Origin of the sequence: Flavobacterium profundi (genome assembly GCF_006491645.1) — a bacterium.
In the GTDB taxonomy this organism is placed as follows: Bacteria; Bacteroidota; Bacteroidia; order Flavobacteriales; family Flavobacteriaceae; genus Flavobacterium; species Flavobacterium profundi.
In genome coordinates, this window is the sequence record NZ_VDCZ01000001.1 from 39676 (window position 1) to 60968 (window position 21293).

A 21293-nucleotide genomic window follows, 5' to 3' on the forward strand; every position below is an offset into this window, starting at 1 on the left:
ATGATGAAAATTCAAAAAAAATAATTTTTTATAGTATTTTTTACTAAATTCTTAATTTAAGAAACAAAAATTATTAAATTATCAAAATTACTAAAACGTTATCGTACTACATTTAAGCAAAAAATAAGAATTTGTATCAATATTTTTTTACTTGCCTTTTAAAAAATACAATTAAAGATTGCTTCTACGATTATTTATCTCTCAATTGCATCATAGGTTTTTCATAAAAACGATATAAAAAATAAGAAAAAACAACAGTTCCAAAAAAATAGAGCAGTACTACAAAAATAGTAGAAAGTACAAGATACTTATCGTAAAGTAATTTTTTTAGAAGTACCGTTATGATACTATAATGCAATAAATACATACTGTAAGATATTTTACTAATACCCGTTATAACTTTAGAAATTTTAGAATTAGACTTTTTCCAGTAAATAAAAACAGGCAAGCCCATAGCAAAGGTAAAAGCACAAAATGTAAAGTAAAAAACTCTAAAATACAAAGGCTGTGTATGAATATCAAAGCCATATACATTAAAAACTACAAATTGTAGAAAATACAAATGTGCCGCAATAATAAACAGATAAACTCTATACTTTTTAAGAAACGAACCATAATAATAATGAATCCAAGCCACTAAAAACCCAATTATTATAGCGTCAATACGATATATTACAATTAATTTCAATTGGGTATTCCATTGGTCCATATCATTTATAGAACTATTTAAATAATAAAAATAGCGCAGTCCATTAAAAAAAAACAACAATAAAAGTGTTATAAGTAAAAAACTTATCTTTCTATTATAATTCCAAATTTTACCAACTATAAACAATACTACTGGAGCCAGAATATAAGTAAATTCTTCAACAGACAAACTCCAAGATTCACTAAAAATAGTAATATGATACGCTGAAAAATTTTGAAGAAAGAAAAAATACCTCCCTATATTTTCAAGAGAATACCCCATATATACTGCCAGTAGTATATTGAGTAATAACACTAGATAATAAGCAGGCAATGTGCGAAACCATCTTCTTTTTAAAAATACAAAAAGGTCTTTTTTTGTAAAACTGCTTTCCACATAATTCTTTAATAAAATGGAACCAATAAGAAAACCGCTTAAAACAAAAAACAACTCTACACCTGTAAAACCTATTAAACCGCTTAAAGCGATAATGGAAGGGTCATTAAGATCAATTAAATAATACACATGAGAAAATAGCACCAAAACAATGGCAAGTGCTCTTACAACATCTAAACCAAAAATTCTTTGCTTGTTTTTCGATTGTATACTCATTTCACTTATTTTTGTTGTTATTCTTTTATAAAATGGTAATAAAATCAAAGATATATAAATATTTAGCCTTTACTTTTATTTTTTCAAGCGTTTTTGGAATTACCGTTTATTCTTTTTTATCTACTCGTCATCAAGCCATACTAAAAACGAAACTGTTATATACTTTTGGGTTGGTTGATAGCAATTGGAAAGTTGAAAAAGAACAGAATGAATACAAAATGCATTCTCCTACTTTTTTAATAGATGCAATTTATAAATCTATGGAAGGTCCGAAATCATCTAGATATATTCAACTAAGCCAAGAGAATGATTTACTTTGGATTACCGGTTTTGAAGTCAGCGCTATTGATGCACAAACCAATGAACCAATTTCTAAAGATTTCATTTGTCATACAAATGTCGATTTAAATGATGTGAACTATTATACCCAATGGCACTTAGAAAATCGTATTGGCAAACAATATCCAAGACTTACATCATTATCCAATGGATTTGAAAAATACAAATATCCAGAAGGCTTTGGAATCCCCATTAAAGGCAATGAATATCTTTTCATCACTTCTCAAGCGTTGAATCATAATTATCCATCCATTTTCAAAAAAATAAAACATGAAATTTTAATTTCACATGAAAAATATGATGGGTCGCAAAAACCACTATTAAGTAAAACCGTCTATATACAATTACCCTACAATAAAAACAATCCTTTTGAAGAACCTTTAGATCCGGGAACTAATCAATGTATTCCTGTAGAAACAAAAAATCACAGTTACATGGATAAAGAAGGGAATATGCTTTCTGGTCATTGGGTCATTCCCAAAGGAAAAAACACGTATCGCAGTAATATATCAGAACAATTAGACTTAAAAGATAGTCTTAGCTTGCACTTTTCTGCTATACATGTACACCCTTTTGCTACTTCTATTGCCTTATATGATAGAACCGCTCAAAAAAATGTATTTCGAAGTCCGATTTCCAATTATAAAAACAAAACGGGGTTACTTGAAGTTACACCTTTTAGTTCCCAAGAAGGAGTATGGCTTTATAAAAATCATGATTACGAACTCGTTTTAGAAGTTGACAACACCTCTGCGACCCAACAAGATATGATGGGAAGCATGTTTTTGTTTTTTTACGATAAAGAATTGGATGAGGCTATCCAACAGAATACTTTATAAAATATAAATATCAAGACGTTACAACTTTTCTCTTTTAAAAACAGCAAAAAAAGATTCAGTTGTAGCACCATGAAAAAACATTCCTCCCGAAGTAATGGATTCCATTTTGATTAATTCCCAACCTTCATTACCCCATTTTTGAAACTTTTCATCTAATTCTATTTGAAATTTTTCTTTTTTTAAATGATTCACATTAATGGTAAGCAATTTATATTCAAATTTTCTCATTATTTCGTTTACTTTTTTTTTAATTCTTCTTTCATCAATCAAATCTAGACTAAATTTTATAATTTTCTTATAAAAAACTACCTTTTCCTTACGAATTAAAAACAATAGGAGCAGCCAAACAACTGTCTGGTATAGCAAAAGCATCAACAAGACCAACAGCATTTGGACGAATTTCCCAACACAATTGATTTACCATTTTTCGAATGGCTTTCGTTTTCACCGATTCCATATATCCTTCCTCTAAATACCAAGCCTTATTTTTCTCAATTACTGAAAGCGCAAACAATTGAGCCAACTGCTTCAGAACTGCTTGTACTGCTTGATCTTGAACTTTAGAAATATTCTCTTGGAATTGTTCCAATAATATTCTTTCCAGATAAGCTTGAGCGACTTCAATCATATGATGTTGTACCACATTAAAAGCATCGTAAGGTTCCAACCCTTCATCAATTAATCTTTTTATACGCTTGGCAGCGGAAGCTAAAATCGTTTTCTCTCGATATTGAAACGCCTGTAAATGAAATTCGAAATCCAATAAATGAGTTGCATCGGTGGTGCGAGTAACAATAGGATTTTTTTCAGTAAGTGCAGTTTTTGCATTTTCAAAAACATAATTAATCATGCCCAAAGAATTCATTTTCCCAAATTCTTTTCTAAATTCTGACAATCGATTTTTAGCCACTAACTGCATTAAAACCGTATTATCACCTTCAAAAGTGGTATAAATTTCCGTATCGTTTTTTAAATTGTCTATTCTATTTTCAGATAAATAGCCTTTACCTCCGCATGCTTCTCTACACTCTTGTAAAGTAGCTGTTGTACTCCAAGTAGAATAGGCTTTTAAACCCGCAGCCAAAGCCTCAATTTCTTGTATTTGTTCTTCGGTTTTTTCTAAAAAAAGACGTGTTAAATATTGCAATCCAAAATGCGTAGCATAAATAGTAGCCAAATGCGGAAATAATCTTCTTTGGTGGATGCGGTAATTCAAAATAGGCACTTCTGATCCTCCATCTGGACCAAATTGTCTTCTCTTATCTGCATATTTAATCGCAATTGTAATTCCTGATTTCGCAGCTGATAAAGCAGATCTTGGAATACCAATACGCCCACCTACCAAAGTCCCTAACATCGTAAAAAAACGTCGGTTATCACTTGGAATAGGACTTTCAAATACTCCATTATCATTTACTGAAGCAAAACGATCTAACATATTTTCTTTGGGTATAACCACTTGATCAAAACGAATCGTTCCATTATCAACTCCATTTAATCCCATTTTGTAACCACAATCGCCAATGGTAACCCCTTTTACCACATTTCCATCACTGTCTCTTAAAGGCACAATAAAAGCATTTACACCATAATCATGATTATCTATTATCAATTTAGCAAATACCGTAGCCATTTGACCGTGTACAGCAGCATTCCCTATATATTCTTTCTGAGCCTTCGGATGTGGTGTATGAATACTAAAAGTCTGATCTTTATGATTATAAGTGGCAGTTGTTTCTAATCCCTTCACATTGGAACCATGATGCGTTTCTGTCATCGCAAAACAACCTGGCAAAGTTAAATCGCCAATATCTTTTAAATATTTTTCATAATGCTTTTTGGTTCCTAACGAATAGACACTCATACCCCACAATCCAAATTGAACTCCAAATTTAATAACCAAACTTAAATCGTGATAACTTAAGGTTTCTATAATCGCAAAATAGGCTTCTATGTCATTACCACCTCCATATTCTTTTGGATAAGCTTTATTTCCAAAATTTTCTTTTGCCAAAATTTTACACCAATCATAAACTCTATTACGGTAAGTAGCAATATCTAGTCCATATTCATAAGCAAATTCAGGCCTTGAAATTACTGCTTTTACTTTGTTGATAACACCTACTTGATTCCCATCGAGAATAGCAGTAAGCTTAGGCACATCAAATTGTGAAAGGGTATTGTTTTTAGAAGTAAAAGTATCTGCTGTTGTTTTAAACGTACTAATTACTTCTTCACTTAAATAGCCCAAATCATTCTCAATTTTCAAAAAATAAGGCTTTAGATCTATGATTTGTGCTTCGTTCTCGGAAAGCATTTTAGCTACATCATAACTGGATGCTATGGATGGATTTTTTAAAATAGCGTTACGAATTTCTTCTTTCCACTTATCTATAATTGCACGTGAAGGCGGATTAGATCGATCGATATTCGATAAAAGATACTCTTTTTCTTCTTGGCTTAACCAATCTTGATTTTTAATAAAAGTAGCAAGGGTTTGAAACTCTTTTAAAGTTAGTAGATCATCAGACCAAACCAAATAAAAAAGAGGTATGAAAGCTTGTAATTTTGGACCAACCATATCTAAAAAAAATTAGAAATTATATGTTACATCTTGTAAATCTCTAATTTACTAAAAATACGAACTAACCCATTTTAATTTTTTATAATATATTGTTAAAAACGATGTAAGACACTTTTAGTAGATTCTTACCATTCAAGGTATTTCAATTAGTAATCAAAGTTATCATATTCTCGAACCATATCTTCTGGACAATGGTTGACTATCAAATTAAAATGAATGACTTTATCCATTGGAATAATATACTTTTCTTCAACAATGGCATCATGATTATATTTCAATTGATAGACATCTTTCATTCCACTAGGTTGAATCGAAAAATGAGATTGAATAACAGTATTCTTATCAGACAAGGTTAGTAAAGTTGCATTAAATATCGTATCATTTGATGTAACAACTCGATGTAACAATGCTGCTTCAGGTTCTAATTGACGGAAAAAATATAAAGCTTCATCAGTAATTACAAAGCTTTCCGTATTTCCATTACAAGGCCGGTAAATTAAAAAGTCACCATTTAACTTTTCAATCGTTATCCATTTTCTTGGAAAATTAGTAATGTCTTGCTTTTGTAAAGGAAACTTTTTAGTAATCTCCTTCAGAAAATAAGAAAAATTTTCATGTTGAAGATTTGGGTTCCAATTGTAATAACTTTGAAAAAATTGCGAAGTCTTTGTCGTATCAATAAACAATTGCTGTTTAGACAAATCCAATCTTATAGGATCGTTTTTTTCTAAAACAGTATCTATTTCCTCGTAGTTTTCATTACTATTAGAGTACTTATCATTCGTTACATAAAGAGTTGCCTTTTCTTTACAAGCCAACAGAACAAGCAATCCCAATAGGATTATATTTTTAAAAAATTTACACGTAATCATGGAATCAATTACATTTCAAGAGTAATACAAAATTATTATCAGAGAAAGAGGCAGGTTAAGATCAGCTAAATTTAAGACTATTCTCTTTTTTTATCCACTATTTAAAATAACTTTTTAATTATTTCTTCGTCTGAGATTCCTTCTGCGTCTGCTTTATAATTTTTAACAATACGATGACGTAAAATACCGGTTGCAACTGCTTGAACATCTTCTATATCGGGAGAGAATTTTCCTTTTAAAGCCGCTTGCGTTTTAGCAGCCAAAATTAAATTTTGAGAGGCTCTTGGACCAGCACCCCAATCGATGTAGGTTTTTACAAAATCATTGGTTAGTGGATTATCAGGTCTGGTTTTGCTTACTAAGATAACGGCATATTCGATAACATTATCAGGAACAGGAATCTTACGTATTACATTTTGAAAATCGATAATCTCTGTTGCTGTGAACAAGGAATTCACTTCTGGTTTAAAATCAGTTGTAGTCGCTTTTACCACATTTACTTCTTCTTCAAATGAAGGGTATTCCAACTTAATAGCAAACATGAAACGATCTAACTGAGCTTCAGGTAGAGGATACGTTCCTTCTTGTTCAATAGGGTTTTGAGTTGCCAAAACGAAATAGGGCAAATCTAATTTATAATTATGCCCTGCTACTGTAACCGCTCTTTCTTGCATGGCTTCTAATAATGCAGCTTGTGTTTTAGGTGGCGTACGATTGATTTCATCTGCCAAAATAATATTTGAAAAAACAGGTCCTTTGATAAATTTAAATTGGCGATTTTCATCTAAAATTTCACTTCCTAAAATATCTGAAGGCATTAAATCGGGTGTAAACTGAATGCGTTTAAAGTCTAGCCCTAATGCTTTCGAAATTGTATTAACCATTAAAGTTTTGGCTAGACCAGGCACTCCTATTAACAAAGCGTGACCTCCTGCAAAAATGCTAAGTACGATTTGATTAATTACTTCATCCTGTCCAACTATAACTTTTGCAATTTCTTGTTTTAACGCTTTTTGTTTTTCTACCAGTTGTTGAATGGTTGCTACATCTGACATATATGGGATACAATTTAAATGTTATCTTATAGGCTACTAAAGTAAGAAAAAATACTTACAATTTTAAAAGACTTTTACAGTTTAGCTTTACTAAAACAAAAGCGAATAGAAGGAAACACTGATGCTTTACCTTTACTATTCGCTTTTATTAAAAATATAGGATTATTTTTATTTCTTTAACCAGTTATTAGTAAACTCACATTGCTTATAATCTTGACTAATTTTTATATAGGTCTCAGCAATTTTTTCTTCTGTCCATTTCCCAATGGTTTTAATCTGTTTGTCACGCAAAGCCAATTCTTTAATTTTAAGATAATCTTGAGCAAAATCAGCTTTATGCTCTTCCATTCTATTATTTACAGTGATGATTTTATAGAACTTACCTATACCTTTTTCTTCAGAAAGAATAGGCTGCGAGATTTCATTATCTTTTAAAGAAGAAATCTGACCGTACAAAACAGGATCCATCTTCGTTAATTCAAAACGAGGTTCTAAAGTTCTTGGATTTAAAAGTACCCCTCCGTTGTTTTTGGTTTCTTTTTCATCTGATGAAGCTTTTGCTGCTTCTGAGAAAGAAATTTCATTATTCATAATTTTTGAACGAATCAATTCAATTTTTTCTTTCGCTTCTTTTAATGCTTCATTGGTATATTTTGGCGAGATCAAAATATGTCTCAATTCTACTTCTTGCCCTTTAATTTTTTCTACCATTATAATATGAAATCCATATATAGTTTCAAAAGGTTCTGAAATTTCGCCTTCATCCAAAGAAAAAGCCACATCTTTAAATTCTTTTACAAATTGAGTTTTCCTATTTATTTTATAAAACCCTCCATTTCCAATAGATGCCTCATCTTCAGAAAACAGTACCGCTTTACTAAAAAAACTGGAACCATCAATCACTTCTTGACGAATTTGTCTTAATTTATCTACTACTTTTTGTTTCTCTTCTTCTGAAACTACTGGCTTTACCACAATTTGAGCTACTTCTACTTCAGCACCAAATGTTGGAATTTCATCTTGAGGTATTTCTTTAAAGAAGTTGCGCACTTCTTCGGGAGTAATTTCTACACCATCAATAATCTTTTTTTGCATTTGTTCCGTTAACTTATTATTCTTGATGATATCAAAAAAATAAGATCTAAAATCATCTACATTTTTCTTGCGATAAAAAGCGATAACTTTATCTAATGAACCCACTTGTTCTACCATAGCATCAATTTGTTGGTCCATAAAACTATTGACTTCTGCATCGGTTACGATAATACTATCTTGAATCGCTTGATGCGCATATAATTTATCTTCCAATTGTTTTCCAAACAATTCACAACGAGTAATTTGATTGGTATCTACTCCTCTAGCCTTTAATTGTATATATTCTAAATCAATATCAGAATCTAAAATTACAAAATCTCCTACCACACCCACAACTCCATCTACTTTCTCTTTTGGTGCCTGTGCAAAAACACTAGTCATTGCCATTAATAAAAGCGCTAATGGTGTATTTCTAGTTATAAACTTCATATTTTTTATTTTTAATCGCATCATTTGTAATATCCTTTTCTATTGACTTTATTAATTCTAATTTTCTATTATTTATAATTACTTGTTTTATTGTAGGTTTTAAAAATTGTAAAGGAGTAGGACTATCTTTCGGTAAAACTTTATTGACTTTTACCAACCAAACGGTTGTAGAATCTGGATACTGGTAATTAATTCCGTCTTCTAGATATTTTCCTTTATTCTCTAAATTTATAAATGGCAATTTTTGAAAAACTTGATTAACATCCACCCAAATGGAATCATTAAAAGCATAACTTTTAAATTGTATCGATAAATCCTCCAAATATTTAATATCTTTTTTGGCAAAGGAAGTAAACTTTGCTCTAATATTATCAAACTTTGGATTTTCTTTAACTAAATTAATATATCGCAACTTAACTAATTCCGTAGGATTTTTAAAAAACTGCTTGTTTTTTTCGTAATATTCTTTTATTTCGGCATCAGTAACAACTGTATCAATTTTTTTAAAAACCAATTGCTCCACATATCCTTTCGTATATAAATCAATTTTATATTGATTTATTAAGGCTTCGTATTCATTGATCTTTTCTTTAGAAAGATTAATTTCTGCTCCATTAAACAACAGTTTTTGCGTTGCCCATCGATCCAAATAACTTTTAACAATAGCAATACTATCTTGCTTAGAAGTTCCTTTAGGTACTAAATTTTGAATATCTTTTTTATATAAATAATCATCTCCTACTCTTGCAACTGCCAAGGGTTCTTTTGGCTTTCGAAAGTATTCACAAGAAGTAGTAGTTAAAAGAACAAGTAGGATTACTCGAAAAAACTTCATTACTTTTTAAGTTGATTTTTAATTTTTGCAAAGACATTTTCATCAACTTTTACATTGAATTCCTTTTTCAATTCGCTTACCCAGTTACTTTCTAAATACTGTTGGTAATCGTTAATTAATTTTCCTTTACATTCTGACAAGGCTTTAGGTTCTGCTGGCTTTACCTCTTTTACTAAAGCTGTAAAATAATATTCTCCTTTAGAAACGATTGGAGTTACCCCTTTCTTTTCAATTTTAAATTCTGGTAGAACATCAAAATCTTCTTCAAAAACTCCAGATTTAACCATGATATTAACTTGGCCTTCTTTATTTAATTTTTCCTTAATATAGTCTAATGATTTTCCATTTTTAAGATAACCTTGTGCTTTTTTGATTATTTTGCCATCAGTAGACGATAATAAATCCACATCTACTCTTTTTTTCCACATATAATCATTTTTATGACTTTGATAAAAAGCTTCTAAACCAACTGTATCTGTTTTTGCTTTAATCCATATTTCTTTTTCCATTAAATCGAACAGCAACAATCCGTCTCTATACTCATCCATCACATATTTAAACTCAGGAAATTCTTTTTCTAAATTTGCATCGTAATAAGCTATTAACTTATCATCTAGCCAATTTTCTAAAAGTTGGCCTACTAATTTTGAAGTAGGCTTAACTTTTACACTTCCTTTTTGTTGAGAAACCATATAGTTTAAAAACTCTTTCGTAGCAATTTTCAAATCATCATTGATGATTACAATAGGCCCCTCAATTTCTTTTGCATTTTCAGGAATAGTCCAAGTTTGCGTATAAAAATCATCTGTAATCCAAGATTTAATTTTGGAAACCATTTTTTCATCAATCTTTATAGGGTATTTTGCTCTTGCTTTTTTAGCCAACGAATTAGTTATAATTAAAGAACGTTCATCTCTACGTATTTTGTTTTCCAAATCATAACGCATTTCATCAAGAGATTGTACCGGATGTTTTTCAATTAATTTTACGATATGCCATCCAAATTTAGATTCAAAAGGAGCCGAAATTTGATTTTTATCTTTTAAAGAAAAAGCAACATCTTCAAATTCCTGAGAAGTTAGTTGCCCTGAACCAAAACGCTGTAAAACACCACCATTTACTGCACTAGACTTGTCTTCTGAGAATTGTTTTGCTAAAGCCTCAAAACTTTCTCCTTGTTGAATTTTTTGATAAATATCTGTAATCGTTTGCTTCGCTTTTTGTTCCTCCGCAGCTGCTTTATTACTAGGTTTTAAAATCATGATATGAGCCACGGTTACTTCACCTCTATTTACCCTTTTATCAGTAACTTTTATAATATGATAGCCAAATCGAGTACGGAAAGGTTTAGAAATAGAACCAACTGGTGTTGAAAAAGCAGCATTTTCAAAAGGATAGACCATTTTAAAAGCTGTGAAATAACCTAAATCTCCCTTGTTCTCTTTTGCTGATGGATCCTCTGAGTATTTTGCAGCAATTGCATCAAACCCTTCAGAACCCTCTGCTCTAGATTTTAAATTCATAATAGCATTATAAGCTTTTAAAGTGTCTTGAGGTGTTGCACTTTCATCTACTAAAACTAAAATATGAGAAGCTCTCACCTCATTTTTAATTCTTTGATACGCTTCTTCAATAAGACCGTTTGTCACTTTAGAATCATTCAAATAATTTTTTGCTAACTGTGTTCTATAAGAATTTAACTCATTGATATACTTACTATCATTTTGCAAACCCAATTTGTTTGCTTTTTGCACCTTTAATTTATATCCTAAAAAAAGGTCTAAATATTTATCTAAATCTTTTTGAGAATCATCTTTTACTAGGTCTAAGTTTTTATTATATACTCGTACAAACTCATCCGTATAAAAAGGTTGATCATCTATTGTAAATAATACCTCTTTTTCTTGAGCATACAAAAAGAAAGAAGAATAAAAGCAAATTAAAATAAATGCAATGTTTCTCATATGATTTTTATGATTTTTTTTTATTTCTAACCCACAAAAATAATAATTCAAATGTATATACCAACAATATGATTCGCTATTAACAAAAAATTATAAACAAAAAAAACTCTCTATTTTTAAGACATTCATAAACAAGTTGATACGTTTTATTTTACACTTGTACCAATAAATTTTCAGGACTTCAAGATTATAATTCAAATTTTACTATTCCATATATATAACTCCAAAAAGAAGAAAAAAGTACATTTATTACATAAATAAAAGCAACAAATAAACTAATTATTAACCCTTAAGATATATCTAAGGTTATTGCAAAAGGTTATATATTTGCAAAAATTTTAAAAGAATGAGTTTTAAAGACGAAATAAAGAAAAGAAGAACCTTTGGAATTATATCCCATCCTGATGCAGGAAAGACCACTTTAACTGAAAAACTATTACTTTTTGGTGGAGCGATACAAGAAGCAGGTGCGGTAAAAAGTAATAAAATAAAAAAAGGAGCTACTTCAGACTTTATGGAAATAGAACGCCAAAGAGGTATTTCTGTTGCAACGTCTGTACTTGCTTTCAATTATAAAGAAAAGAAAATAAACATACTCGATACACCAGGACATAAAGATTTTGCTGAAGATACTTTTAGAACCTTAACCGCTGTAGATAGCGTAATTGTTGTAATTGACGTTGCAAAAGGTGTGGAAGAACAAACGGAAAAATTAGTTGAAGTTTGTCGAATGAGAAACATCCCAATGATTGTTTTCATCAATAAATTAGATCGAGAAGGTAAAGATGCTTTCGACTTAATGGATGAAGTAGAACAAAAATTAAAATTACGAGTTACTCCTTTAAGTTATCCAATTGGAATGGGTTATGACTTTCAGGGAATTTATAATATTTGGGAAAAAAACATTAATTTATTTGAAGGAGATAGCAGAAAAAACATTGAAGAAACAATTGCTTTCTCTGATATTGAGAGTAAAGAACTAGAAAAAATTATCGGTGAAAAACCAGCACAAAAACTTCGTGAAGAATTAGAACTTATTAGTGAAGTATATCCGGATTTTAATGAATCTGAATATTTAGATGGAGAATTACAACCCGTCTTCTTTGGTTCAGCATTGAATAATTTTGGAGTGCGTGAATTATTAGATTGTTTCATTGAAATTGCACCTACTCCAAGAGCAAAAGAATCCGACACTAGATTGGTAGAACCAGATGAAGAAAAATTTAGTGGTTTTGTTTTTAAAATTCATGCGAATATGGATCCAAAACACAGAGACCGATTAGCCTTTGTTAAAATTGTTTCGGGTACCTTTGAAAAAAACAAACCCTATCTACATGTCCGTCATGGTAAAAACATAAAATTTTCAAGTCCGAATGCTTTTTTTGCTGAAAAGAAAGAAATTGTTGACATTTCCTATGCTGGAGATATTGTAGGATTACATGACACGGGAAATTTTAAAATTGGAGACACTTTAACCGAAGGTGAAAAAATGAACTTCAAAGGAATTCCAAGTTTTTCTCCTGAACATTTTAGATACATCAATAATGCAGACCCATTAAAAGCCAAACAATTAGAAAAGGGAATTGATCAATTGATGGACGAAGGAGTTGCCCAATTGTTTACCTTAGAAATGAATGGTAGAAAAGTCATTGGAACAGTAGGAGCCCTTCAATATGAAGTAATTCAATATCGTTTAGAACATGAATATGGAGCTAAGTGTATCTATGAAAATTTCCCTGCACATAAGGCTTGTTGGGTTAAACCCAAAGACCCAAAGAACGAAGAATTTAAAGAATTTAGAAGAGTAAAACAGAAATTCTTAGGACATGACAAATACGGTCAATTGGTATTTTTAGCAGATAGCGAATTTTCTATACAAATGACCAAACAAAAATATCCGTCAGTAGAGTTATTTTTTACCTCAGATTTTCGTATTACATAATTTTTTAATATTATTGCAAGATATTGAATGATATTCAATAGTACTGCTAATATATTAACCTATTACAAAATGAAAGTGAAATTTACTACGTTTTTCTTAACCTTATTAATGAGCTTGTTCAGCTTTGTAGGTTTTGCACAATTAGACCCACCTGCTGATGATGATCCTCCTGCAGCTCCAATTAATTCTAAATTAATTTGGTTAGCTCTTGCAGGAATTGTATTTGCTGTTATTTATTTTAAAAACAATTTTCAAAAAACAAAAACCATTAAATAATAAAAATAAAAAAAGTTGCTTTAGCAACTTTTTTTATTTTTATGAAATTCTTTATTTACTTCTCTTTTGTTCTCTTGCCAATAAAGTATTTTTCAAAAGCATCGCTATAGTCATTGGACCAACACCTCCAGGAACTGGTGTAATATAAGAAGCCTTTTTAGAAACGTTTTCAAAATCTACATCACCTGTAATTTTATACCCTTTTTCAGTTGTTTCGTCAGCAACACGTGTAATACCAACATCTATAATGACAGCATCATCTTTTATCATTTCAGCTTTAAGATAATTCGGAACTCCTAAAGCCGTAATAATAATATCAGCTTGACTCGTAATTTGGTTAATGTTTTTAGTATGACTATGCGTCAATGTTACTGTTGAATTACCTGGAAATCCTTTACGTCCCATAAGAATACTCATAGGCCTTCCCACAATATGACTTCTACCTATAACAACAGTATGTTTTCCTTTAGTCTCTACATTATATCTTTCTAATAATTCTAAAATTCCAAAAGGAGTTGCCGGTATAAAAGTAGTCATATCTAAAGCCATCTTTCCAAAATTTTCAGGATGAAAACCATCCACATCTTTACTGGGATCAATGGCTAAAATAATTTTCTGAGTATCAATTTGTTTGGGTAATGGTAATTGAACAATGAATCCATCAATAGTATCATCCTCATTTAATTCTTTAATCTTTTTTAGCAATTCCGTTTCTGAAGTAGTACTTGGCATTTTAATTAACGTAGATTCAAAACCTACTCTTTCACAAGATTTCACCTTACTTCCTACATAAGTCAAACTTGCTCCATCATTACCTACAATTATAGCTGCCAAATGTGGAACTTTCTCGCCATTTTCTTTCATCTTTAAAACTTCTGCTGCTATTTCATTTTTAATATCATCAGAAACCTTCTTACCGTCTAATAAATTCATTTTGTTGTTGTTAGTAGTTATTTTATATAAAAAAAGAAGACGCGAAAATTCGCGTCTTTATATTATCTCATGCCTTTCATACCACCCATCATCTTCATTAGATTCTTACCTCCGCCTCCTTGCATCATCTTCATCATCTTACTCATTTGATCAAATTGCTTCATCAATTGATTTACTTCTTCAATTTTTCTTCCTGATCCTTTTGCAATTCTAGTTTTACGCTTAACATCTATAAGAGAGGGCTTACTTCTTTCAGCAGGTGTCATCGATTGAATAATAGCTTCAATATGTTTAAAAGCATCATCTTCAATTTCAACATCTTTTAAGGCCTTACCTGCACCAGGAATCATACCTACAAGATCTTTCATACTACCCATCTTTTTTATTTGTTGAATTTGAGATAAGAAATCATCAAAACCAAATTCATTTTTAGCAATTTTCTTTTGTAATTTTCGTGCTTCCTCTTCATCATACTGTTCTTGTGCTCTTTCTACTAAGGAAACCACATCACCCATTCCTAAAATTCGATCAGCCATACGAGAAGGATAGAAAATATCAATAGCATCCATTTTCTCTCCTGTTCCAATGAATTTTATTGGTTTATCTACAACCGATTTAATTGAAATTGCAGCTCCACCACGAGTATCACCGTCTAATTTTGTTAAGATAACACCATCAAAATTCAGTCTATCGTTAAATGCTTTTGCTGTATTTACAGCATCTTGCCCTGTCATAGCATCTACAACAAAAAGGGTCTCCTGAGGTTGTATAGCTTTATGTACATTTGCAATTTCAGTCATCATTTCTTCATCGACCGCTAAACGCCCTGCTGTATCGACAATCACTACATTAAAGCCATTTGCTTTGGCATGTTTAATCGCATTTTGAGCAATTGCAACAGGATTTTTATTTTCTGGTTCCGAATAAACTTCTACTCCAATTTGCTCCCCTACTACATGCAACTGATTAATTGCTGCAGGTCGATAGATATCACACGCCACCAATAACGGTTTCTTACCTTTTTTAGTTTTTAAAAAATTAGCTAATTTACCCGAAAAAGTAGTTTTACCAGAACCTTGTAAACCCGACATTAAAATAACGGATGGGTTTCCTGACAAATTAACTCCTGCCGCTTCGCCACCCATTAATTCTGTTAATTCGTCTTTTACAATTTTAACTAATAATTGACCAGGCTGAAGTGTCGTTAATACATTTTCACCTATTGCTTTATCTTTAACCTTAGATGTAAAATCTTTAGCAATTTTAAAGTTAACATCGGCATCTAAAAGAGCTCTTCTTACTTCTTTTAAAGTATCTGCTACATTAACATCGGTAATTTTTCCGTGTCCTTTTAATATATGAAACGCTTTATCTAATTTATCGGTTAAATTATTAAACATAATAGTATTTGATTTTAATAAGTCGCAAAGATAGTATAAAGTGTAAAAGTTTCAAAGTGAGAAAAGAAACTTGTTTTTATAACTCACAAAATATTCTAAATTAAAAGTATAATAATGAAAAAACCAGTCATAAAGACTGGTTTTCGGGACTTGGGGCAACTAATAAAAAACCAAATTTTAATTCTTCGATAAATACATATAATTATTTCCACCGTTACCTTGACCCACTAACCTTAATTTCACAAAGGTCTCTGAGTATTCAATAACTTTCCATTTTTCTTCTAATTGAATCAGCAAATCACCATCTAATTCTATTTCTAGTTTTCTTTCGCTAGCATTTGAATTGATTTCCCAATCTCCATCTAAATCATTTCCATTACCCGCTACATTCATATCTCCGTTTGCAAAAAAAGTTAAATTATAACCTTCAAAATCTGTAGTTTGATCCTGATTATTTTTGAAAAAATAAGAGATATGCCACATACCATCTGTTATAACAGATTCTAATGTTAAACCTGAAACATTACATTCCATTATCGCTTCTTCAATAACTTCTTCAAACATTTCATTGGAAGTAATCACAATATTTTGACCATTTGAATTTGTAATTGAAATAGGATAATTAATCCCTACATACATGGTATCTTCCAGATTGCTAAAAAACTCAAACAATGCTGTATCACTGTCAATAGTTACCGTTGCTGCAACTTGATTGTTACTGTCATACGTATTAATAGTAATTGGATAATTTATGGTAATGCATTCAATTTCATTGAACTCTTCATCTTCATCACAATCTTCTATTACATCTTCTAAAGCATCAGTATCTTGAATTACTTGTGTTTCAAAATTTTGAAATTGTATCGTAATTGGAAAAATAAAATTAACAATATCATCATCTGTTGTAAATGCATCAATTGCATCTTGCACTAATTGATAATCACTTGGATTATTTACTTGTATTTGTTGACTATTTACAATTACCTCAACTGGCAACATTACTGCAAAGCAACTCGAATTATCAAGCACATTATCTCTTGAAGTAGGATTTTGCGCTACTCTTTCCACTAATTTATATAGTGGAGCATCAGCCGTAAGACTGTTTTTATCGTCTTTAATGATTTCATTTTCTTCATTCTGACAAGAAAAAGTAAGCATCAAAAGACAAAGTAGAGTTAAAAAGTTACTTTTTTTCATATATATCTTCAAATCAGTTTTTTAAAATTAGATTACAAGGTAAACAAATTAAAGATAAGTAGCAAAATCAAACTCCATATCATAGTTTGTATGATTACATAGTTTGCCTTCTTTTCTTCGAATGTTTTTTTATTTATTTGCATGCCCATAATTTAAAAATACTAGTTTATTAAGTTTATTTTCATAAATTTGTTCCTATATAAAACAGCTAAACTAAATTTTACCCTACCTGTTTTTTTATATTTTTAATGAAAGAAAAAAAAAATATTTGTGAGGAAGTAAATTTTACTGCTTTTTTTAGATTACATGCGCAAGCATTACGCAATTATTTAATTTATAAATTTGGAAACGAAGAGTTAGCAGAAGACATTACTCAAGAAGCTTTTGTAAAACTTTGGCAAAATTGTAAAGATGTTCCTGTTGAAAAGGCTAAATCCTATCTTTATACTGTAGCTAATAACGCTTCTTTAAATGTACTATCGCATCAAAAAGTAGTTTTAGAATATTCAAAGAATAATACCAAATTAGATGTTCATAACGAAAGCCCGGAACATCTTTTAGAACAAGAAGAATTTAAACAGAAGCTAATAAAAGCTATTAATAACATAAACGAAACGCAACGAGTAGCATTTTTAATGCATCGAATCGATGGAAAAAAATATGCCGAAATTGCTGAAGAATTGAATATCAGCATTAAAGCAGTTGAAAAAAGAATTCATTTGGCTTTAATAGAAATAAAAAAAGAGATTAAAAATTTTAAGTAGGGTAAAACAACTTTTACTTGTTTCATAATAAAGAATATCCGTATGGAAGATAAATACATTTTAGCGGAATGGATGAACAATGATTTGCCCAAAGAAGAATTGGACCAACTCAAACTCGACCCTGATTACTCTATTTATAATAGTATCAGAGAGCATGCTGCTGAATTGAATACAAGAGATTTTGATGAAGATAGTTTATTAAACAAAATAAAACTTAGAAAAAACGATACAGGAAAAGTCATTCAAATGGCTCAAAATTGGTTCTTCAGAGTTGTTGCTTTAATTCTTATTTCTCTAGGTGTTTTTATGGTTTACCAAGAAAACACAAATGTGGTTGAATTTGCTAAAAAAGGAGCAAAATCTACTTTTTTATTGCCCGATCAATCAGAAATTACACTTAATTCAGATTCAGAATTAAAATATAAAAATAGAAATTGGGACAACAATAGAACCTTACATTTAACAGGTGAAGCCTATTTTAAAGTTGCAAAAGGAAAAACTTTTGAAGTAAATACAACTTTAGGTAAAGTAACCGTTTTAGGAACACAATTTAATGTTAAAGCTAGAAACAAACGCTTTGATGTAGTTTGTTTTGAAGGTAGAGTTCAAGTAAACCATAACGACACCACTATTATTTTAACCCAAGGCGAAAAAGTTTCTTTTGAAAATAATGACTTAATTATTCAGAAGAAAACCAATGCAACAATTCCTAGTTGGTTAGAAAATGAATTAGCATTTGAACAAGAACAACTTAAAAATATTATAGAAGAAATTGAACGACAGTATAATATTTCAATTGGTTACGACCCAAAATCAGCTAACCAATTATTTACAGGAAAAATTCCTACCAACAACATTTCTGTTGCGCTTGAAATTATTGCCACAACTTATCAATTACAACCTATAAAAATTTCAGATTTACAATATGAATTGATAAAAATGAATGAAATATAGCGTATATCTTTCATACTTATTTTTTATTGCCATTATTCTGAATTCTTTTGCTCAGGATAATGGCAATACTATTGAATTAAAGAAAATTTTAGAAAGTATTTCAACCCAACACAACATTACTTTTAATTATTTAGAAGAAGATATTATTTCCTTTAAAATAATTCCTCCCAATTCAGAATCAACTCTTACAGATAAATTAAATTACCTAACCAATCAAACCAATTTAAAATTTTATTTGGTTACGGAACATTACATTTCTATTGTACCCAATAAAGAAATCAAAATTTGCGGTTATCTTATGGATTCGGAAACCAATGAAGCCATAGAAAACGCTTCCATACATTATACACAAACCAATAGCTTTACAGTTTCAGACGAAAAAGGATATTTTGAAATCACCTACTCTACTTCAAACCCAATAGAAGTCAATCATTTAGGCTATAAAAGATTGACATTACAGTTAAATAAAGAACAAGTCAACGACTGTATTACGTATTATTTAGAGCCCAATTCGAGTCAGCTAAAGGAAGTAATTGCACAAATATATTTAACCAAAGGTATTAGTAAAAAAATTGATGGTTCTTTTGAAATTCAACCTAAAAAATTTTCAATACTTCCAGGTTTAACAGAACCAGATGTCTTCCAAACAATGCAACAAATTCCTGGAATAAATAGTCCAGAAGAAACGGTTTCTAATATAAATGTAAGAGGCGGTTCGCACGACCAAAATTTATTTTTATGGAATGATATTAGACTCTTTCAAACAGGACATTTTTATGGTTTAATTTCTGTTTTAAATCCCAATTTGCCCAATAAAATTAAAATTACAAAAAATGGTACTTCAGCATTGTTTGGAGAAAGTGTATCAAGTACCGTAAGTATTAACACAGAAAACAACACTTCAACCAACAACAATTCCTTCGGTTTAAACTTATTAAATTTTGATTTCAACACTGATTTTAAAATTTCCCCACAATCTAGTTTAACTGTTAGTGGTCGTCGCTCTTATACTGATTTGTTAAGAACTCCAACGTATACAAATTACTACCAACGTATTTTTCAAAATACTGTAGTTTCATCTACTTCCAATGAAAATATCCCTTTTTCAACAGATGAGAATTTCTATTTTTACGATGCAACTGCTCAATACAACCATAAGTTATCCAATAAAAATAGTTTTCAAATTAATTTGATAACTATTTCTAATCAATTAGACTTACAACAAAGTAAAATTGAAAATAACACGGCTGTTCAAAAAAACAGTAGCTTAGAACAACAATCTTTTGGAGGAAGTGCTTGGTTTAAAAGGAACTGGAACGCAAAACATACTACTAAAATGACAGTGTATGCTTCTAATTATCAAATCAATTCTAAAAATGAATCTATTAACGGTAATCAAGTATTTCAACAAGAAAACACTGTTCTAGATACTGGCATTCGAATTGAAAACCAACATGAAGTTAAAGATGTATTCACCCTTAGAGAAGGCTACCAATTTAACGAAATTGGTATTCGTAATAAAGACGCAGTTACCATTCCATCCTTTTCCAGAAATATAAAAAATGTTTTACAGAATCACGCAGTAATAGCTGAAGGAGATTATATTTCAAAAAATCAAAAATGGAACGCCACTTTGGGTTTGAGATATACTTATATTTCCACTTTTCAAAAGTCAATTGTAGAGCCAAGGATTCGGTTCAATTATCAAGTTTCAGAAACCTTATCTTCTCAAGTTTTAGCAGAAAAAAAACACCAGATAAGTACACAAGTAATCGATTTACAACAAGACTTTCTTGGAGTAGAAAACAGAAGATGGGTTCTCGTTACTAACGATGACATTCCTATTATAACTAGTAATCAAGTTTCTTGGGGTTTTACCTTTAAAAAAAACAATTGGTTAGTTTCCATGGATAATTTTTATAAAAAGGTAGACGGAATTACTTCAAGAAGTCAGGGATTTCAAAATCAATTAGAATTTGAAAGAATTGTGGGTGAATATACTATTATCGGTTCTGAAATATTAGTACAAAAACAAATACAAAATTTTACAACTTGGTTAAGCTATACCCTTTCAAGAAACAATTATACTTTTGAAAACTTTGAACCACAAAAATTCCCAAATAATTTTGACATCCAACACAATCTGGAACTAGGTCTGGTTTATAATGCCGATCCTTTTAAAATTGCATTCGGTAGTAGATGGTTTAGTGGTAGACCTACTACACTTCCATTAACAGATATAATTGTAGATAATGACATTGTTTATAACGCTCCCAACTCAGCTCGTCTTCCCGATTATTTCCAAACTAATCTTTCTGCTGGATACACCTATACTTTCGATAATTTAAACAAATTACAAATGGGAGCTTCTGTGCAAAATATTTTCAATACTAAAAATAATCTGAATCAGTATTATAGAATCAATCAAAATACAAATAGTATTGAAAAAGTAAACACCTATTCTTTAGCGCTAACACCTAACGCGTATATTCGATATTTTTTTTAAAAACAAACT

17 protein-coding genes are annotated in these 21293 nt (G+C 30.3%); 6 read left to right on the top strand and 11 right to left on the bottom strand.

Annotated elements, in window-relative coordinates; translation table 11 throughout:
* Positions 1-190: 190 nt before the first annotated feature.
* Positions 191-1300: an acyltransferase family protein gene (locus FHG05_RS00215; RefSeq protein WP_140996005.1), complete on the bottom strand. Its 1110-nt coding sequence runs from the start codon at positions 1298-1300 to the stop codon at positions 191-193.
* A gap of 32 nt (positions 1301-1332) precedes the next feature.
* Here FHG05_RS00215 and FHG05_RS00220 point away from each other — a divergent pair, with 32 nt between their 5' ends.
* Complete coding sequence (locus tag FHG05_RS00220; RefSeq protein ID WP_140996006.1) at positions 1333-2478, top strand: hypothetical protein; 1146 nt, start codon at positions 1333-1335, stop codon at positions 2476-2478.
* An 18-nt stretch (positions 2479-2496) separates the two neighbouring features.
* Here FHG05_RS00220 and FHG05_RS18290 read toward each other — a convergent pair whose 3' ends face one another.
* The 7 genes from FHG05_RS18290 to FHG05_RS00255 all read right to left on the bottom strand — a co-directional run bounded on the left by FHG05_RS18290 (position 2497) and on the right by FHG05_RS00255 (position 11312).
* Entirely contained in the window at positions 2497-2706 is a 210-nt protein-coding gene (locus tag FHG05_RS18290) for a DUF4177 domain-containing protein (protein ID WP_181369117.1), read from the bottom strand.
* An 88-nt stretch (positions 2707-2794) separates the two neighbouring features.
* Positions 2795-5059 (bottom strand): acyl-CoA dehydrogenase family protein, encoded by a 2265-nt coding sequence (locus FHG05_RS00230; RefSeq protein ID WP_140996008.1) that lies wholly within the window; start codon positions 5057-5059, stop codon positions 2795-2797.
* Positions 5060-5208: 149 nt separating this feature from the next.
* Positions 5209-5898 (bottom strand): hypothetical protein, encoded by a 690-nt coding sequence (locus FHG05_RS00235; RefSeq protein WP_140996009.1) that lies wholly within the window; start codon positions 5896-5898, stop codon positions 5209-5211.
* 137 nt (positions 5899-6035) lie between these two features.
* Positions 6036-6989, bottom strand: coding sequence for an AAA family ATPase (locus FHG05_RS00240; RefSeq protein ID WP_140996010.1), 954 nt, complete (start codon positions 6987-6989; stop codon positions 6036-6038).
* Positions 6990-7157: 168 nt separating this feature from the next.
* Entirely contained in the window at positions 7158-8513 is a 1356-nt protein-coding gene (locus FHG05_RS00245; RefSeq protein WP_140996011.1) for a peptidylprolyl isomerase, read from the bottom strand.
* Positions 8497-9348 (bottom strand): hypothetical protein, encoded by an 852-nt coding sequence (locus FHG05_RS00250; RefSeq protein ID WP_140996012.1) that lies wholly within the window; start codon positions 9346-9348, stop codon positions 8497-8499. The genes FHG05_RS00245 and FHG05_RS00250 overlap by 17 nt, the downstream gene beginning before the upstream one ends.
* The gene (locus FHG05_RS00255; protein WP_140996013.1) at positions 9348-11312 is read right to left on the bottom strand and encodes a peptidylprolyl isomerase; all 1965 of its coding nucleotides are present in this window, start codon (positions 11310-11312) and stop codon (positions 9348-9350) included. Before FHG05_RS00255 ends, FHG05_RS00250 begins: the two co-directional genes overlap by 1 nt.
* A 346-nt stretch (positions 11313-11658) precedes the next feature.
* Between FHG05_RS00255 and FHG05_RS00260 the strand changes: the two genes are divergently transcribed.
* Positions 11659-13254 (top strand): peptide chain release factor 3, encoded by a 1596-nt coding sequence (locus FHG05_RS00260; RefSeq protein WP_140996014.1) that lies wholly within the window; start codon positions 11659-11661, stop codon positions 13252-13254.
* A gap of 69 nt (positions 13255-13323) precedes the next feature.
* Complete coding sequence (locus FHG05_RS00265; RefSeq protein ID WP_140996015.1) at positions 13324-13530, top strand: hypothetical protein; 207 nt, start codon at positions 13324-13326, stop codon at positions 13528-13530.
* Between the two features lie 51 nt (positions 13531-13581).
* Here the strand turns inward: FHG05_RS00265 and FHG05_RS00270 are convergent, their stop codons facing one another.
* From FHG05_RS00270 to FHG05_RS00280, 3 genes are all read right to left on the bottom strand, one after another.
* On the bottom strand, positions 13582-14463 hold the full coding sequence (locus tag FHG05_RS00270; RefSeq protein WP_140996016.1) for a bifunctional 5,10-methylenetetrahydrofolate dehydrogenase/5,10-methenyltetrahydrofolate cyclohydrolase: 882 nt from the start codon (positions 14461-14463) through the stop codon (positions 13582-13584).
* 62 nt (positions 14464-14525) lie between these two features.
* Positions 14526-15863: a signal recognition particle protein gene (gene ffh, locus FHG05_RS00275; protein ID WP_140996017.1), complete on the bottom strand. Its 1338-nt coding sequence runs from the start codon at positions 15861-15863 to the stop codon at positions 14526-14528.
* Between the two features lie 177 nt (positions 15864-16040).
* A complete protein-coding gene (locus tag FHG05_RS00280; protein WP_140996018.1) occupies positions 16041-17060 on the bottom strand; it encodes a hypothetical protein in 1020 nt (339 codons plus the stop codon).
* Positions 17061-17308: 248 nt separating this feature from the next.
* Between FHG05_RS00280 and FHG05_RS00285 the strand changes: the two genes are divergently transcribed.
* Genes FHG05_RS00285 through FHG05_RS00295 form a run of 3 tightly spaced genes read left to right on the top strand, consistent with a single transcriptional unit; the run spans position 17309 to position 21284 of the window.
* Positions 17309-17824: an RNA polymerase sigma factor gene (locus FHG05_RS00285; RefSeq protein WP_140996019.1), complete on the top strand. Its 516-nt coding sequence runs from the start codon at positions 17309-17311 to the stop codon at positions 17822-17824.
* Positions 17825-17866: 42 nt separating this feature from the next.
* Positions 17867-18778, top strand: coding sequence for a FecR family protein (locus FHG05_RS00290; protein WP_140996020.1), 912 nt, complete (start codon positions 17867-17869; stop codon positions 18776-18778).
* The gene (locus tag FHG05_RS00295; protein WP_140996021.1) at positions 18768-21284 is read left to right on the top strand and encodes a TonB-dependent receptor; all 2517 of its coding nucleotides are present in this window, start codon (positions 18768-18770) and stop codon (positions 21282-21284) included. Before FHG05_RS00290 ends, FHG05_RS00295 begins: the two co-directional genes overlap by 11 nt.
* Positions 21285-21293 lie beyond the last annotated feature (9 nt).

Bases quoted from the DNA above. Each gene is read 5' to 3' on its own strand.
- FHG05_RS18290 (WP_181369117.1), bottom strand. From the start codon at position 2,706: ATGAGAAAATTTGAATATAAATTGCTTACCATTAATGTGAATCATTTA.
- ffh (WP_140996017.1), bottom strand. From the start codon at position 15,863: ATGTTTAATAATTTAACCGATAAATTAGATAAAGCGTTTCATATATTA.
- FHG05_RS00265 (WP_140996015.1), top strand. From the start codon at position 13,324: ATGAAAGTGAAATTTACTACGTTTTTCTTAACCTTATTAATGAGCTTG.
- FHG05_RS00285 (WP_140996019.1), top strand. From the start codon at position 17,309: ATGAAAGAAAAAAAAAATATTTGTGAGGAAGTAAATTTTACTGCTTTT.
- FHG05_RS00270 (WP_140996016.1), bottom strand. From the start codon at position 14,463: ATGAATTTATTAGACGGTAAGAAGGTTTCTGATGATATTAAAAATGAA.
- FHG05_RS00295 (WP_140996021.1), top strand. From the start codon at position 18,768: ATGAAATATAGCGTATATCTTTCATACTTATTTTTTATTGCCATTATT.
- FHG05_RS00255 (WP_140996013.1), bottom strand. From the start codon at position 11,312: ATGAGAAACATTGCATTTATTTTAATTTGCTTTTATTCTTCTTTCTTT.
- FHG05_RS00220 (WP_140996006.1), top strand. From the start codon at position 1,333: ATGGTAATAAAATCAAAGATATATAAATATTTAGCCTTTACTTTTATT.
- FHG05_RS00215 (WP_140996005.1), bottom strand. From the start codon at position 1,300: ATGAGTATACAATCGAAAAACAAGCAAAGAATTTTTGGTTTAGATGTT.
- FHG05_RS00290 (WP_140996020.1), top strand. From the start codon at position 17,867: ATGGAAGATAAATACATTTTAGCGGAATGGATGAACAATGATTTGCCC.
- FHG05_RS00260 (WP_140996014.1), top strand. From the start codon at position 11,659: ATGAGTTTTAAAGACGAAATAAAGAAAAGAAGAACCTTTGGAATTATA.
- FHG05_RS00245 (WP_140996011.1), bottom strand. From the start codon at position 8,513: ATGAAGTTTATAACTAGAAATACACCATTAGCGCTTTTATTAATGGCA.
- FHG05_RS00230 (WP_140996008.1), bottom strand. From the start codon at position 5,059: ATGGTTGGTCCAAAATTACAAGCTTTCATACCTCTTTTTTATTTGGTT.
- FHG05_RS00250 (WP_140996012.1), bottom strand. From the start codon at position 9,348: ATGAAGTTTTTTCGAGTAATCCTACTTGTTCTTTTAACTACTACTTCT.
- FHG05_RS00240 (WP_140996010.1), bottom strand. From the start codon at position 6,989: ATGTCAGATGTAGCAACCATTCAACAACTGGTAGAAAAACAAAAAGCG.
- FHG05_RS00280 (WP_140996018.1), bottom strand. From the start codon at position 17,060: ATGAAAAAAAGTAACTTTTTAACTCTACTTTGTCTTTTGATGCTTACT.